This is a genomic window from Methanofollis sp. W23 (genome assembly GCF_017875325.1).
In the GTDB taxonomy this organism is placed as follows: Archaea; Halobacteriota; Methanomicrobia; order Methanomicrobiales; family Methanofollaceae; genus Methanofollis.
Genome location: NZ_JAGGMN010000001.1, coordinates 2,495,762 through 2,511,542, shown reverse-complemented (window position 1 = coordinate 2,511,542; position 15,781 = coordinate 2,495,762). Strand labels below are relative to the sequence as shown.

Annotated in this window: 16 protein-coding genes; 4 read left to right on the top strand and 12 right to left on the bottom strand. The window is 59.7% G+C overall.

Annotated features, from left to right (window positions below; translation table 11 throughout):
• Position 1: 1 nt before the first annotated feature.
• The 12 genes from J2129_RS10880 to J2129_RS10825 all read right to left on the bottom strand — a co-directional run bounded on the left by J2129_RS10880 (position 2) and on the right by J2129_RS10825 (position 12,904).
• Entirely contained in the window at positions 2–1,087 is a 1,086-nt protein-coding gene (locus J2129_RS10880; protein WP_209631332.1) for a DegT/DnrJ/EryC1/StrS family aminotransferase, read from the bottom strand.
• Between the two features lies 1 nt (position 1,088).
• Positions 1,089–1,682, bottom strand: a complete 594-nt coding sequence (locus J2129_RS10875) for an acyltransferase (protein ID WP_209630887.1) — start codon at positions 1,680–1,682, stop codon at positions 1,089–1,091.
• Entirely contained in the window at positions 1,679–3,418 is a 1,740-nt protein-coding gene (glmS, locus tag J2129_RS10870) for a glutamine--fructose-6-phosphate transaminase (isomerizing) (RefSeq protein WP_209630886.1), read from the bottom strand. The genes J2129_RS10875 and glmS overlap by 4 nt, the downstream gene beginning before the upstream one ends.
• A 43-nt stretch (positions 3,419–3,461) precedes the next feature.
• Entirely contained in the window at positions 3,462–4,613 is a 1,152-nt protein-coding gene (gene glmU, locus J2129_RS10865; protein WP_209630885.1) for a bifunctional sugar-1-phosphate nucleotidylyltransferase/acetyltransferase, read from the bottom strand.
• A gap of 11 nt (positions 4,614–4,624) precedes the next feature.
• Positions 4,625–5,824 (bottom strand): bifunctional sugar-1-phosphate nucleotidylyltransferase/acetyltransferase, encoded by a 1,200-nt coding sequence (gene glmU / locus J2129_RS10860; RefSeq protein ID WP_209630884.1) that lies wholly within the window; start codon positions 5,822–5,824, stop codon positions 4,625–4,627.
• A complete protein-coding gene (gene glmM / locus J2129_RS10855) occupies positions 5,824–7,083 on the bottom strand; it encodes a phosphoglucosamine mutase (protein WP_209630883.1) in 1,260 nt (419 codons plus the stop codon). The genes glmU (J2129_RS10860) and glmM overlap by 1 nt, the downstream gene beginning before the upstream one ends.
• Before the next feature lie 767 nt (positions 7,084–7,850).
• Positions 7,851–8,456, bottom strand: a complete 606-nt coding sequence (locus tag J2129_RS10850) for a hypothetical protein (protein ID WP_209630882.1) — start codon at positions 8,454–8,456, stop codon at positions 7,851–7,853.
• An 8-nt stretch (positions 8,457–8,464) separates the two neighbouring features.
• Positions 8,465–9,070: a cyclase family protein gene (locus J2129_RS10845; protein WP_209630881.1), complete on the bottom strand. Its 606-nt coding sequence runs from the start codon at positions 9,068–9,070 to the stop codon at positions 8,465–8,467.
• Entirely contained in the window at positions 9,060–9,722 is a 663-nt protein-coding gene (locus J2129_RS10840; RefSeq protein WP_209630880.1) for a protein-L-isoaspartate(D-aspartate) O-methyltransferase, read from the bottom strand. Before J2129_RS10840 ends, J2129_RS10845 begins: the two co-directional genes overlap by 11 nt.
• 4 nt (positions 9,723–9,726) lie before the next feature.
• On the bottom strand, positions 9,727–10,836 hold the full coding sequence (locus J2129_RS10835) for a SufD family Fe-S cluster assembly protein (protein WP_209630879.1): 1,110 nt from the start codon (positions 10,834–10,836) through the stop codon (positions 9,727–9,729).
• Complete coding sequence (locus tag J2129_RS10830) at positions 10,821–11,552, bottom strand: ABC transporter ATP-binding protein (RefSeq protein WP_209630878.1); 732 nt, start codon at positions 11,550–11,552, stop codon at positions 10,821–10,823. Before J2129_RS10830 ends, J2129_RS10835 begins: the two co-directional genes overlap by 16 nt.
• A 221-nt stretch (positions 11,553–11,773) precedes the next feature.
• Complete coding sequence (locus J2129_RS10825) at positions 11,774–12,904, bottom strand: hypothetical protein (protein WP_209630877.1); 1,131 nt, start codon at positions 12,902–12,904, stop codon at positions 11,774–11,776.
• A gap of 238 nt (positions 12,905–13,142) precedes the next feature.
• Between J2129_RS10825 and J2129_RS10820 the strand changes: the two genes are divergently transcribed.
• Genes J2129_RS10820 through J2129_RS10805 form a run of 4 tightly spaced genes read left to right on the top strand, consistent with a single transcriptional unit; the run spans position 13,143 to position 15,698 of the window.
• On the top strand, positions 13,143–13,640 hold the full coding sequence (locus J2129_RS10820; protein WP_209630876.1) for a hypothetical protein: 498 nt from the start codon (positions 13,143–13,145) through the stop codon (positions 13,638–13,640).
• Between the two features lie 27 nt (positions 13,641–13,667).
• The gene (locus tag J2129_RS10815; protein ID WP_209630875.1) at positions 13,668–14,171 is read left to right on the top strand and encodes a hypothetical protein; all 504 of its coding nucleotides are present in this window, start codon (positions 13,668–13,670) and stop codon (positions 14,169–14,171) included.
• Between the two features lie 48 nt (positions 14,172–14,219).
• Positions 14,220–14,747 carry a nucleoside-triphosphatase gene (locus tag J2129_RS10810; RefSeq protein ID WP_209630874.1) on the top strand — a complete coding sequence of 176 codons (528 nt, stop codon included), beginning with the start codon at positions 14,220–14,222 and terminating at the stop codon, positions 14,745–14,747.
• 27 nt (positions 14,748–14,774) lie between these two features.
• Positions 14,775–15,698, top strand: coding sequence for an ROK family protein (locus J2129_RS10805; protein ID WP_209630873.1), 924 nt, complete (start codon positions 14,775–14,777; stop codon positions 15,696–15,698).
• Positions 15,699–15,781: the final 83 nt, after the last annotated feature.

Below are 15,781 nucleotides of genomic sequence, written 5' to 3'. Positions count from 1 at the left end.
CTCAGGCCACCTCGTTGATCGCGGCAGCGATATATGAGCGTTCTTCGTCGGTGACGCCCGGATGGACCGGTATGGAGAAAACCGAGGCGGCAAGGCGCTCGGCGACCGGGCATGAGGAGCCCCGTTCCTGATAGAGGGGCTGTTTGTTGATGGGGATGGGATAGTGGACGGCCGTGCCGATCCCTTTTTTCCTGAGTCTCGCCATCAGATCGTCTCTCGTCGCCGGACACGCCGGGGTGACCCGCAGCACATACTGGTGCCAGACATGGCTCCGGTCAGGGGTGACGACCGGGGTCAGCAGTCCCTTGAGGTGGAGACGGCGTGTATAATAGGTGGCCGTCTCCTGACGCCGGCGGTTGAATTCTGGAAGTTTTCCGAGTTGCACCCGCCCGATCGCCGCGGCGATATCGGTCATCCGGTAGTTGTAGCCGAGTTCGCTATGGAGATATTTCTCAGACTGGCCATGGTTGACGATCCTCCTGAGGTGGTCGGCGTACTCGTCGTCCCTGGTCGTCACCATCCCTCCTTCCCCGGTGGTCATGTTCTTGGTGGCATAGAACGAGAAGCAGGCAAGGTCGCCGAGCGACCCGGCCTTCTTCCCGTGATATTCCGCACCATGCGCCTGGGCGGCGTCCTCGATGAAGACGAGACGGTTGTCGGCACAGAAGTCGTTGACAGCCCCCGCGTCGCAGGGCTGGCCATAGAGATGGACCCCGATGACCGCTTTTGTCCTGGACGTGAGGAGCGTTGCGGCAGACTCAGGGTCGATGGTCGCCGTCGCCTCTTCTACGTCGGCAAAGACCGGGGTCGCCCCGCACATCGAGACCGCCGTCGCCGTGGCGATGAAGGAGAAGGCCGGGACGATCACCTCGTCGCCCGGCCCGACTCCTGCAGCACAGAGGGCGGCGTGAAGGGCGGTGGTCCCTGAACTCGTCGCCACCGCATGGGAGACCCCGCAGAATCCGGAAAACTCTTCTTCAAATTTCTCGGTCTGCGCGCCCGAGGCCACCATCCCTGATGCCAGGACGGCGGAGACGGCGTCTGCTTCTTCGGTCCCCAGGAGGGGACGTGCGATCGGGATGCTCATCTCAGTCACGCATCCCCTCAGGAAGGTCGACAAAGCGTGCCGGCGACCCAATGGCCATCATGTATTCCGGGACATCATGGGTGACGACCGCCCCTGCGGCGACGAGCGCACCCTCGCCGACTGTGATCCCGGGGAGGAGCACCGCGCCGGCCCCTATCGAGACATGGTCCCTGATCACCGGGCCCTGGAGAGGGGGCTGCCCCCTCGGCGGGTAGCGGTCATTGGTGAGAACGGCATTTGGCCCGATAAAGACATGGTCGCCGAGGATGGTGTTGGTCGGGATATAGACCATGCTCTGGAGAGAGACGTGGCTCCCGATGACACATTCTCCCTCGACCACCGTCGACGTCCCGACGGCCACCTGGTCACCGATCTTGGTCCGCTCCCTGATCATCACATTGTGCCCGGTCGAGAACCCGTCGCCGATCTCGACGTCACAATAGATGACCGTCCCTGACCTGAGGACCGCGTCTTTTCCGATGACGGTCCCGGGATAGTCCTCCTCACCCATCCGCTCTCGTGAGGGGAACCCGAGGGTGACGGGATCAAAGATGCGTGCACCCTCTCCTACACTATTTTTGCCGTATTCAATCATTCGACGGTCACACTCTTAGCTAGATTTCTAGGTTTATCGATATCTCTGTTTAAGGCTCTGGCGGTATGGTACGCGAGGAGCTGCAGGACTACCGAGACGGTGAGTGCCTGGACGACCTGGTGGTCATCAGGGACCGGGACGAAGACGTCAACGATACTCTGGGCTTCGGTGTCCCCTTCGACCCCAATACCGATGACCGGCGCCCCACGTGCCTTCATCTCCTTGATGTTGGAGAGCATCACCCCATAGGTCGGCGAGGGGGTGCAGATCGCGACCACCGGCGTCTCCTCAGAGAGGAGGGCGAATGGCCCATGTTTCAGTTCGCCTGCCGCATAGCCTTCGGCATGAATATACGAGATCTCCTTCATCTTCAGCGCTCCTTCGAGCGCCACCGGGTAGAAGACGCCGCGGCCGACATAGAACATCTCAGAGGCATTTTTCACGATCGCAACGGCATCTTCGAGTTCATAAGAGAGCACCCGTTCAAGAGAACAGTGGGCGCGGGCAAGGATCTCGGTGAACTTCCCGTCGCACATCTCGTTGAGGATGCCCATGAAGACCGCCAGTTGTGCGGTAAAGGATTTGGTGGCGGCGACCGAGATTTCCGGGCCCGCACACATGAAGAGCGTCCAGTCGGCACTCCTGGTGATCGAACTACCCAGGACATTGGTGATCGCCAAGGTCGGGCAATTCCTGGCCTTTGCACGCTCGATCGCAGCAAGGGTGTCGGCAGTCTCTCCTGACTGGCTCACTGCAATGACCATGTCCCGGATCGGCGGCGTATAATACTTGAACTCTGAGGCGAATTCCACACTCACCCGTTTGCGGCTGTACTCTTCTGCAAGGTACCGGAAGATCAGGGCCGCATGATAGGATGTCCCGCAGGCGACCACGGTGACGTCGCTCGGGATCCTGAGCATGGCCAGGCGACTGTCCTTCTCGATCGACTTGACGGTCTCAAAGAAGACCTGGGGCTGTTCATAAATCTCCTTGAGCATATAATGTTCAAATCCGCCCTTGCGGGCGTCGTCAAGACTCCAGGTGATGTGATCGATTGAACGTTCGACATGGACGCTGTCATGGTAGACATCGATGCGGGAGGGAGTGAGGGCGGCGATGTCCCCGTCTTCAAGATAGACTGCACGTTCGGTATGTTCAAGAAGCGGGGTGATGTCTGAGGCGCAGAGCACCTCGCCATCCCCTACCCCAAGGACAAGTGGACTGTTCTTGCGTGCGGCGATGATCCTGGGATCGTCCTCCGCAATGGACAGGATGGCATACGACCCCTCAAGGTGGCGGACCGTCTCGCTGACCGCGGTCAGGAGGTCACCTTCATAATATTCCTCGATGAGGTGGGCGATCACCTCGGTGTCGGTCTCGCTCTTGAACCGGTGTCCACGCTCGACGAGTTTTCTCTTGATAAGTGCATAGTTCTCGATGATCCCGTTATGGACCACGGCGATCCGGCCGGTACAGTCGGTGTGGGGATGGGCATTGGTGTCGTTCGGGACGCCGTGGGTCGCCCAGCGTGTATGCCCGATCCCGATCTGCCCGGTGAGAATGGTGAGGTCTGCACCGTTCTCTGAGATCCTCCCGCTCCGCTTTACCACGCTGATATGGCCGTTCTCGGTAGCCACCCCGAAAGAGTCGTACCCCCGATATTCAAGTCTTTTCAGACCCTCAATAACGATGGGGGCGGCTTCTCTCCATCCTATATACCCCACGATCCCGCACAAACCGCATCACTCTCTGTTGTTCTGGTGAGTATCCTCTGAATATTTATATAATTCTTGCTCCATCCGGAACCTCCCCATAGATCGTTTTCCCGTCTTCCACTTCCACCCCATTCCCGATGATACAATTCTTGAGCACACAGAAAGGGGCGGTCCTGACATTGTCCCCGACGATGGCCCCGAACTTTGCCCTGATCAACTCGCCCTCGATGGAAAAGATGGTCTTGTGCGGGACGGCGGTCATGTGGTCTCCAAGACATGACCCGGTCCCGATGACGGCATCGGTGATCCGGGCGTGTGACCCGATCCTGACATCATCAAGGACGAGAGACCGCCCGATCATGGTGAAGGGTTCGACCTCGGTCCTGGCACCGATGCTGGTATCTGGGAGGATCACGCAGTTGGGACCGATCGCACAGTCCTCCCCGATCACCACCGGGCCAAGGATGGTGGTGTTCGGGCCGATGGTGGTCCCTCTGCCGATTGAGACCGGGCCCCTGATCACCACGTTCGCCCCGATCTTTCCTGCCCGTTCCTGGGTGACCCCCCGGAGGAGGGCGGCATTCAGGCGCAGGAGGTCCCAGGGGTAGATGGCGTCCTGCCAATCGGTGGCCCTGACCGCCTTGAGCGGCGTGCCGGCGGCGATCATGGCGTTGACAGCGTCCGGGATCTCGGTGCTCTCAAGATACGCAAAAAACCCGGGGTCGAGGGAGAAGATCCCGGTCGAGACCGTGAACCCTGGGGCTTCGTCAGGTTTCTCAAGGACCTGCCTGACAAGTCCGTCCTTGATCATGAGCACCCCAAAGTTGGAGGGATAGGGGTGTTCCCAGGTCAGGACGGCGTTTCTCTCCTGCATGATCCGTGCGATAGACGCGGTGTCGACGTAGTTGTCTCCCGAAAGGAGGAGGAAATCTTCCTTGATGAGAGGAGCGGCGCATTGCAGGGCATGGGCGGTGCCGAGTTGCCGGTCCTGGACAACGACCCGCACCGGGAGGTCGAGGGTGTTGAGGTGCCTGATCACCCGCTCTTTCTGGTAGCCGACCACGACGATGATGTCCCTGATCCCGTTTTTCTCGAGTGCCCGCACGATGTACTCGATGATCGGGCGGTTGGCCACCGGCACCATTGCCTTCGGCACCGTGTGGGTGAGAGGGCGGAGACGTCTGCCCTCTCCTGCTGCAAGAATCACTGCCTGCATCTTTTTCCACCTCACCTGATCACGGTCCTGTCTCGGAGGACCCCTTCGACGAGGCTGTGCGGCCCGATGAGAGAGTAACTCCCGATGACGCTGCCGACATTCACCGAGCAGTTGATCCCGAAGAGGACGTGGTCGCCGATGATGGCCCCGAACTTCTTTCTCCCTGTCGAACGGCCGTTGACCCTGATGATCCCGTGGTCGTGCCTGAGGTTTGCCACCTTTGTTCCGGCACCGAAGTTGCAGTGGCTACCGACGACCGAGTCCCCGAGATAGTTGAAGTGCGGGATCTTGGTCTCGGCAAAGATGATCGAATTTTTCACCTCGACCGAGTGGCCGATGTGGCAGGAGTCGCCTATGGTGGTCGAACCCCTGAGATAGGCGTGGGGTCCCACGGTGCATCCGTCACCGATGACGCAGTCGCCCTCGATGTAGGTCCCGGCCTTGACGACCGAATTTTTGCCAAGAATGAGTTTGCCGTGGACGACGACGCCCTCCTCGACGGCGCCATCTCTCGACGCCTCCATGCCGGCAAGCAGGGTGGCGTTGGCGTCGAGGAGGTCCCAGGGCGACCCGACATCCATCCAGGTCTTAAGAGGATAGGCTGTGAGCCGTCCCTCGGCGATATATCCCTCAAGGGCGTCGGTGAGTTCGTACTCGCCGCGCCCGGAGAGGGAGAGGTCTTCGGCCCTGGCATAGATCTCCTGGTCGAAGAGGTAGACGCCAGCATTGATCCAGGTGCTCCTGGGGTGTCTGGACTTCTCTTCAAGCCCGGTGATCTGGGCGCCGTCCATGGTGACGACCCCGTAGTCCTGCGGATGGTCAGACTCGTGCACCCCCATGCACGGGGCCTCCCTCTGACAGAGGGCGGCAAGGTCGCTGCTCTCAACGATCATGTCACCATTGAGCATCAGGAACCGCCCAGTGGTCAGGCCCTCCGTCGCCATGAGGGCGTCGCCGGTGCCAAGCTGGTGGCGCTGAGTGACATAGCGTATCGAGAGCCCAAAACGGCTTCCGTCGCCGAACCAATCGCGCACTTCCCGCTCGCCATAGCCGACGACCAAGACCACCGAGGTGATCCCGGCGTCCCTGACCGCACAGACGAGGTGTTCAAGCATCGGGCGGTTGGCGATGGGGAGCATCACTTTGGGCCGGTCGGCAGTGAGCGGACGCATCCTGGTACCTTCACCGGCGGCGAGAATGACACACTCCATCAGGCCGTCCTCCCCTTGCGTGCGGCCTGCAACCGTTCTTTCGCGGTCTCCATCACCTGTTTTGCCGTCGCCAGGTCTTTCCCTTCGGCGGTAAACCGCACCTTCGGTTCGGTCCCGCTCGCCCTGACCAGGCACCATCCGTCCTCTTCCTCGATCCTGACCCCGTCGGTCGGGACCGCGGCGCCCATCGTGGCCATCACTTCGTGGGCGTCGTCGAGGGGGATGGACTCGCGCAGGATCGGGTAGGCGGGCATGGCGTCGATGCACTCTGCCAGGTCCCATTCACCGGCGATCTCGCAGAGGAGCGTGGCTGCATAGATCCCGTCCGGACAGAAGGAATTTTTCGGGAAGATCCAGGCCCCTGAGGCTTCGCCCCCGAAGTCTCCCCATTGCAGGAGTTCTTCAGAGACATAGGTGTCCCCGACCGGGGTCCGTCGCACCTCGGCAACTTCTTCGATGGCCATCGAGGCGTCTGCGGTGGTGACAACCTTTTTTGCACCGAGATACTCGGCAAAGAGCATCATCATGTGGTCGCCGCCGATATAGCGGCCTGCACCGTCGAAGGCCATCATCCGATCCGCATCGCCGTCATGGATGATCCCGCAGGAGGCATTGTGTTTCTTCACCATGGCAGACATGTACGGGAGGTGCTCCTCCAGGGGTTCGGAGGGCCTGACAAACCGGCCTTCAGGATCGGCGTTGAGGGCCAGGACATGGACTCCTCCATCGGCGAGGAGCGAGGGGGTAATGACGCTCCCGGCCCCGTTGCCGCAGTCGACGACGGCGTGTAACCCCTCCGGGAGGGTGACACTCTCGAGTATCGCCTTCTTGTGGAGAGAGACGGCGTCGAGGCGGTGGAGCCGTCCCTGTTCCTCCCACCTGGCAGGACGCCCGCCCTGGACCGCGGCCTCGGTCTCCTGCTGTTGGTCCGAGGTAAATGAAGAGCCGTCAGGATTGAGAAGTTTAATCCCATTGTATTCCTCCGGGTTGTGCGAGGCGGTGACCATCACGCCAAGGGCGTGGTCGCGGGCGGCGCAGGCGACCGTCGGGGTGGGGGCGATCCCGCAGTCATAGACCTCGACGCCGGTCGAGAGCATGCCAGACGTGACGGCGTCAGCGATGAGTGGTCCGGTCGTCCTGGTATCTCTACCAATGACGGCACTCTGGCCGCGCTGGCCGACGGCGACCCCGACCTTGACGGCCAGTCCGACAAATGCTCCCGAATATCTTCTCCTGATCCCTGAAGAGCCGAAAAGCATGCGTGGTATTGGTCTGTCACAGGATATGAGGTTTGGGATCTGGTGAGGTGCCTGGAGAAAACAGGGTTCTTCACGGTTTCATGGAGAGATAGGGGCGGCGGGATCAGGCATGAGGAGGGAACACACCCCCTTGAGATCTCATGAGACAGGGTTCATGGGTATCCTTGCTTCCCCAGTCAACCAGGCCAGAGGGCTCTCTTGATGATCAAAGATCTTCTCATGGCTCTGTAGAATCGAGCATGAATCTCTGGTTGGTCTCTAATGAGTGGATCCTTGTTTCCTCTTCAGATCAGGACACCACAGGGGACCACCACTTTGTTGCCGCCCCCACATATCCTCTCTCCCATGAGGGGTCTGGGAGGGGCACCCCCCAGACACGAGATTCCAGGGCGGATTCTACGATGAGGGCAGCACGCCCGATCATCATGCCTTCCCACACCACCGCGCCGGGGGCGCGGCCCCCGGAAGCCCGGGAATGAAGATAGAGTTGGGAAGGAGGGAGACTGATCATTCAGAAGATGTTTCTGTCCTCTGTATATCAGCCATGAGAAGGTCAGGTATGATCAAATCCTCATTCAAGCCAATAGAGAGACTGCAATCCCCGCCACTCTTCATCGGCAGGGGTTCAGGAGAGGGTATTCTACAGAGCCTATAGAAGAAATCTTCAGGGCCATTTTCATGGTAAATCCTCTTGATAGTTCTCTTCGACGCGGGGGCGAGCCCACCCCACAGAGCGTCATCAAGACGATTTCTACAGGCCCTGAGATTCAATTCCCGTATGGGCACCAGTGCTCGATCCCGAGGAGATTCGCAACACCTGCAGTTGACGGCCCAAGGAAGATCACCCGTTTCTCCCCCCTCGCACCTTCAACCGCTGCCAGGCCGTCATCTGAGATCAGCCCAGGACCGGTGACCAGGAGGACGTCGGCCTCCTCCGGAGTAGCGACGAGGTGCGCTTCCAGGGCCTCGGGGATCCCCGCCGCCTCGCCGACGACGTAGACCGTCTGGGCTCCAAGGGCGGCGACGAGGTCCTGGAGACAGGGAGCATGATGTGCCGGGTTACAGGCGTTCATCTTCCTATTGGTGCAGAAAAATCCTGTAACGGCGTTGATGATCGCACAGGCCGCGGTCCGCTCGACCGGGCGGGAGAGGGGCGCTCCATACATGAAGGAAATCCTGGTCGAGACCTTGAGAGGGTCGGTGGTGACGACGTGTCCGGTCCTGTCACCAAATCTGGCATCCACACAAACACCTTGCGGGTACTGGCAGAGAGGCCTGGGGGAATTTTGTGTGAGGACGACAACTCCGTCCTCGCAGCCTGAGTCTTTGATCTGTTCCTTGAGTTCAGCTACAGCAGATGCGATCAGATTCATAGGTCACCTCATATGATTGGTTGGTCTGAGAGGATCACCCGCGCCGGCGAACCGTCAAGCCCTTCGAGCCTGAGAGGGAGCGCCGCCATATAATAGTCACCTTCAGGCACGGCAGAAAGGTCGAGGAGTTCGATGACCGCGACCTCGTTCCCCAGAAGGAGACAATGGACCGAACCGTCTCCCTCGTAGGCCTCGATAGAGGGCGAATCGATCCCGACAGAGGAGGTTCCACCTTCGAGGAGGTACGATGCGGCGTCATGGGTGAGATAGGGAAAATTGGGATCAAAATCTTTTTTCTCTGAGAACCAGGTCTTGAAGAGGACCCGCTCAACCTCATCGACCCGCCCCTCCAGGTCGGCCTGCGTGATCCCGGTCACCCTGCCGAGGTCGAGGACGCGGCAGCGCCCAAGGAGCCTGGCGGGATCGATCCGATCGACAGAGCGATCATTTTTTAGATAGTGAGACGGGGCGTCGATGTGGGTGCCGGTATGGGTCGAGAGCGCGAGGTGGGAGAGCACATATTCGCCGCAATCTTCCCGTCCGAAGGTCGGCACCGGGTCGCCAGGAAAGGTCACAACATCTTCGTTGAGAGGACGAGTGACGTCATACCACACGGCGGTGCTCCTCCCATCCGTGCCTGCCGATGAGCGGGACAAAACAAACCGCCCCCCACGAGCGGTGGATGATCTCGTCCCCTCGTCTCGTGTAGACCACCAGGAACTGGAGTTCACGCCCGCCGACCGGGGCGACGAGCCGTCCACCGTCGGCAAGCTGGTCGAAGAGGGGTCGGGGGACTGAAGGGGTGCCCGCCGTGATGATGATGGCGTCGAAGGGAGCGTGTTCATGGAGGCCCAGCGTCCCGTTGGCCGCGACCACGTGGACGTTCTCGACGCCGACCCTGGCCAGGTTCTGCCGCGCCAGGTCGGCGATCTCAGGGAGACGTTCGATACTCCAGACTTCATGTGCCATCCTCCCAAGGATCGCCGCCTGATATCCGCTTCCAGTCCCGATCTCAAGCACCCGGTCTCCTGGTTCGAGATCGAGGAGTTCGGTCATGACGGCGACGATGTAAGGCTGGGAGATCGTCTGCCCGCTCCCGATCGGGAGGGGGTGGTCGCCGTAGGCCGCCGGCCTCAAACTTTCAGGGACGAAGAGATGACGCGGGAGGTCGCGCATGGCTGTGAGGAGGCGGGGGTCAGATACGCCCCGTGCCCGGATCTGGCGTTCCACCATCTGGTGGCGCTCACGCGCGAACTCCTCGCTCATCTCCTTAGAACCCCGATTCTGCAGCGTCGATGGCGGCGTCGATCTGCTGCTGGAGCACCGGCGGCAGGCCGTCGATCTTGACGTCCAGGAAACCGCGGATGATCGTCGCCGTCGCCTCTTCTTCAGAGAGGCCGCGGGCCATCAGGTATTCGATCTCGTCCTTGGCGATCTTGCCGACCGCCGCCTCGTGTGTAAGTTCGGTGCCGGTGACCTGCCCTTCGATCTCAGGGATGGCGTGAACGGTACCGTCTTCCAGGATCAGTCCCCGACACTCGATATGGCCCTTTGTCCCTTCGGTTGCGCCCTGCACATGGCCGCGGGAGATGACCGTCCCTCCCTTGGTGATCGCCCTGGTGAGGAGTTCTGCACTGCTCCCTTTGCCCTGGAGGACCGCACGGGAACCAAGGTCAAGGTGCGAACCCGGATGAGCGACGACAATGGAAGAGAACCTTGCGGTGGCATTCTCTGCCAGCCGTGCCTCAGGGTACATCTGGACCCGTGACACCGGGTGCATGCAGACATAGTTGGAGAGGAAGACCCCGTTTTCCTCAACGATGGCGGCGCTCCTCGGGTAGACCGAGATATGGGGGTTCCAGTTGTGGATCATCGTCGAGGTGATCTGGGCATTCTTCCCAACATAGAACTCGGTGATGCCGATATGCGATCCGCTCCTTGCCCCGGCGGCGCTTGCACACCCAGAGATGACGTGAAGTTCGGCGCCCTCCTCGGCGATCATGATGTTGTGCACGGTCTGGACTGGTTCGCCAGAGAGGTACAGGCAGGCCTGGACAGGGAAGACGGTCCGTGTCCCCTTGTGAGCGATGACGACGACCCCCCTGGGTTTCTCCTGCTTCGCGACAAATTTGGTGAATTTGTCTTTGTCCTTCTTGACGGCATTCCAGTAGCGGTCTTTCATCCAGTCATACCGCTCAAGGGCCTCCTGGAGGGGGATAACCTCGACTCCTTCCCCTGAACAGGTGGTCTGGACAGTGTCCTGGTCGACCTGGAAGTAACTCCCGCACCTATTCTCAAGCCCGACTTCAAGACCGGTCTCGGTGAGGCGTTCTCGCTCTGATTCAGGAAGTCTAAAAAATTCGTTCATATCTGCTGGCATGCGAGGCACTCCTTGTAGCCTTTTTCTTTGATGACATTGAGGATTTCGCGCGGGTTGCCATGGCACCGGATCTGCCCGTCGATCATCACATGCCCGAAGTCGGCCTCGATATAGTTGAGGATATGGCCGGTGTGGGTGATGATCAGCCCGCTCTTCTGGCGGTTTACGATATGCAGATCTTTCTGGAGGAGTTGAGCGATGGAGTTGCCCATCAGAGAGATGTTCTCCAGGTCAACCCCGCTCTCTGGTTCGTCGATCATCACGAAGTCTGGCCGCTGCACCATCAACTGCAAGACTTCACTCCGCTTGATCTCCCCACCGGAGAATCCTTTGTTGATATCGCGCTCAAGAAAACCCTCCATGTTCACTCCCCTGGCGTAGGCCGGGATGTCGCCGGTCTTCCCCCCTGATATCGCCGTGAGGAGCTTGCCGAGTTTCAAACCTGATATCGTGGGAGGACGCTGGAACAGCATGCCAATACCCAGTTTTGCCCGTTCATGAATGGGCATATGGGTGATGTCCTTGTCATTATAGAGGATCCGTCCTCCGGTGATCTCATAGTTCCCTGACCCCATGATAGTCATCAGAAGGGTGCTCTTTCCAGAGCCATTCGGTCCCATGAGGACGTGAGTCTCCCCGTCATTGATCTGAAGATCGATCCCGTGGAGGACCTCGCGACCCCCGACATTGACCTTCAGGTTCTCGATTTTGAGCATGGGTATCTCTCAAGAGTATATCAGGCGGCCGGGATAAATACCCTTGTCGTGCCATGTTCACTTTCACCCCGCCCCCGGTCAAGGGACATATACCCTCACGTATCCAGAATGGTTATGCAAGATTCGACCTTCTCTGCACTCGCCAGGCGGGCAGAGGCATATCAGACAGTTCAGCGCAGAAACCAGATCTCCAAGGCCGCATGGAGAGCCAGGGGGCAGAGTCAGGAGGTTCCTGTGGGGAGCGGGTGGTCAAGGAGCCACCGGTAGGTGCCTGCCCGGTCATGGCGGTGTTCAACAATATAGTTGTAGACCTCTGCGGTCAGGTCGTAGCGTTCCACATCACTCATGTAGTCGGTGAGGTCCTGGTTGTGAGTACGCACGTCCCTGTTGAACGGGATGATCGCACGATTGTAGCCAGAATGGTCTCCCCCATCAAGGAGAGACGTGATCGATGACTTCTCTTCTCTGAGTCCCTCTTCAGATCGTTTAAGCGCCTCTGATCGCCGGGCGATCTCCTCGTTGAGTGTCCCTGCAGCCTCTTTGGCCTCCTGTTCCCTGGCGATGATGTAGGCGGTCTCGGCACCGCCGGTATATCTGGTGGTCCCGTTCCCGATCCTGATCACCTGGGGTTCCCCGGAGAGAGTCACCCCCCCCGCAAGAGTGCCTGGCACAGCACCGACAAACCCTGAATCAGTCGTTTCGATATAGGCATATCCCGTCTCACCATAGGTGACATCGTCGCTTGCAATGCCAACCGCCATGTGCCCATCATCTGCAAAATTGAAGAGGGCGACATCATACTCATCCCTGGAAAGGAGAGCGGCAAGCAGGAGACTTTTATCGTCGCAGTCTCCTTTCCTTTCTGCGACGGTCTCAACCGGGAACTTCGGCGGAGTGTCAGGAGGATGGACCTGGTACGGGATCGCCTGTACAAATGCGACGATCATCTCGAGGTATCGGTCTGAGTCGAGGCGATTCTCGTCTCCCACTTCACGGAACGCGGTGAGAAGTCCGGCGTACAGGTCTTCCTGGTGAGGATCGTCGAGAAAGGCCCGATAATATTCTGCCATCCACACCTCATCTGCAATCTCTTCATAGAGCACGGCATTTTTCTGCCCCTCCCTGGCCCCGCTATAGACCGCGGCATCTACCGGCATTTGCAGGCGATAGTGATCTCTTTCAAATGAAAAAATGAATTCAGCAGGGTCGATCTCGTCGACCCCCGCCACCGGCGTGATAGAAGGATAGACGGCGGCGGGCCTGAGAAAGGGCACCACGCCCGAGACGATAAGGACACTTGAACAGAGCATGGCGATCACGATGATGCCTGCCCATTGTGGTATGGTACGCATGCTTCACGTCCCTCCCGGTGAATATATGGCTCGGGAATTCATGACACTCTATATATATGTATCTCATGGCCCCGACCGACCGCTGAACAGGACCAGATGGACCGGAGAATGGTGACTGACCCTCCACGCCGACCCTGGGGACGGCATGACATACCCGATTTTTTTTCCGGCAATGTTTATATTGTGTGCGATATGTTTCTATTGCGTCGCGAAACAGCGCGACGTGGAGGTGCGAGTGATGGTTGAGATCAATACGATCCCGGTAGAGGTCAGATGGAATCTTGCCACGCGGGCGATGACGGCGATTCCCATCGCATATAGCCGGGGAGTACGGAGACGGTTTGGGGACGGTTTTGAAGACCTGGACGAGGAGATATGGAAAGAAGTCGGGAAGAGCCAGGCGGGACTGGCGCGGGCCTTCAACTTTCCACTCAGAAACGCGGGAGATGTCGCACGAGCATTTGGAACCCTTTCTGTGCTCCTGCTCGGCCCAGAACTTCAGGGAGAAGTGAAGATCGCGAGGAGCCAGGACGCGGCAACCCTCTGTACGACGGCATGCCCGCTGGTCTCCAGGGCACGGGAGGTCGGGGAAGAGACGCCGTCCCTCTGTCAGGCCTGCCGGGCATATACTGAAACGGCAGTGGCCTCGCTCAACCCGGACTACGACGTCACCTACCAGAGCGGGATCTGTGTCGGTGACCACCAGTGCGAGATCAGGATCGAGCCGGTGCGCTGAGCCGGCCTGACCGAGGGGATGATATCTGTGAGGCGCGCCCTGGTCGAGGAGGTCCCGCCCCTGGCGCGGTGGAAGGTGGCAACGCGGGTCGCCTCACTCCTGCCTGCTCTGTACGCCCGTGCACTCAGGAACGAGAAGGAGAGCCCTGAGGAACGGGAACAGATGGTCTGGTACGCCCTTGGGCGAGAGATGAAGACAATCGCCGAAACCTTCAGGTTCCCGACACAGACCGCCGGGGAGATCGGAGAGGCCCTTCAGGTCGGGACGACCGTGATCTTCGGGCCCGAGTTCAGGATCTCGGTTATGGACACCTCTGAAGAGACGGCGACCCTTGTGATGACCGGGTGCCCTCACCTGAAGACATTGCGTGAGGTCGGGGCAGGGGAGGAGACCGGGTTCTCCTGGTGTCTGCCCTTCTCTCTTGCATCTGTAGAGAGGCTCAATCCCTCGTATACCCTGCGCGCGGTCCGTGCCAGATGTATGGGAGACGAGCGTTGCGAGATGACAATCCAGAAAAAAAAGGAGGAATGATCGAGTGTATCCTGGAATTTCGGCAGGATCAAAGGAGGTGAAATAAGTATGAAAAATCTGCTGATCACCGGCGCACCCGGCTCAGGGAAGACGACTCTGGTGCGGCGGGCGGTCAAAGGACTCCCTGGAATTACAGGGTTTTACACCCAGGAGATCAGGGAAGAGGGCGAACGAACAGGATTTGAATTGATAGGATTTGACGGTCGCAGAGTACTCTTTGCCCATGTCCATTCAGTCAGTCATCATCGCGTCGGGCAGTATGGGGTCGACCTCCAGGCCTTCGACGCTTACCTGGAAACGACATCTCTCGACCAGGCTGAGACCGGACTGGTGGTGATCGACGAGATCGGAAGAATGGAATGTCTTTCGACGCGTTTTCGGTCATTGGTGACCAAACTCCTCGACGGTCCGATCCCGGTGGTAGCGACGGTGGCATTGCGCGGCGACCGTTTCATCGAGGAGGTGAAGGTCAGGCACGATGTGGAGATGGTGGTGGTGACCAGGGAGAACCGCGATGCCCTGCTCCCCCAGGTGAGGCGGTCGCTCGCCCATCTCATCGAGGGGCAAAAGCCCTGATATGTTCTGGGGCGCAAGGTCTGGTGGATGGAAGACGGTTCTGTCATCGCGGTGGACCTCGGCGCGACCCATTATCGTGCGGCCCTTGTGACGCCGGAGGGGAGGGTGCGAGAGTGTGTGTGCGGGGATACCCCCAGGGAGGGACGTTCTGGAGAGGTGGTGACCAGGGCGGTCGGGGATGCGATCGCGTCAATCATGAGCGACGGTCATCCCGTCGGGATCGGGGTAGCCTCGGCCGGACCCCTCGACCTGATCACCGGCCGAATCGTCTCTTCACCGAACATAGTCTTTGAAGAGGTGCCTCTTGTCTCGCCGCTCACCAAACGGTTTGGTCTGCCGGTGAGACTCCTCAATGACTGCCGGGCCGGGGTTCTGGGTGAACGGTGGCGTGGAGGGAGAGCAGACGTGGACGACCTGATCTATCTGACTCTCTCGACCGGGATCGGCGGGGGGGCAGTGGTCGGGGGTCGCCTTCTCCTGGGCAGGGACGGAAACGCCGGGGAGGTAGGGCACCTCTTTGTGGATGCTGAATATGCCCTCCCCTGCGGGTGCGGCCATCAGGGTCACTGGGAAGCCTATGCGTCAGGGACCGGGATGCCCCGATTTTTCAGGGCATGGCTGGCAAGACAACACATTGATCTCCCTTCCTTTGATTGTTCGTCCAGTCAGGGGATCCTGGACGCGGCGGCGCGAGGGGATCCCCTGGCCGGGGGGTTCATGGACATCCTCGGGGAGATCAACGCGCGGGCCCTCTCCGACATCATCGTCGCCTATTCGCCAGAGGTGATCGTCCTGGACGGGCCGATTGCCCGGGCCCATGGCGAACTTCTGCTCAGGCATCTGCACCCGCACCTCGACCGCTATCTCCCCATTCCTGAGATCGTGGTCAGTGCCCTTGGGGGCCGCGCCCCTCTCCTGGGAGCAGCGGCATATGTCCTTGGGCGCGGGTGACTTCAAGAGGGCGGAGAGGCTTCTCCAGGATATGGACTCCTATCTGACCATCGTCCTTCCAGGATGATACGCAGAACAACTTT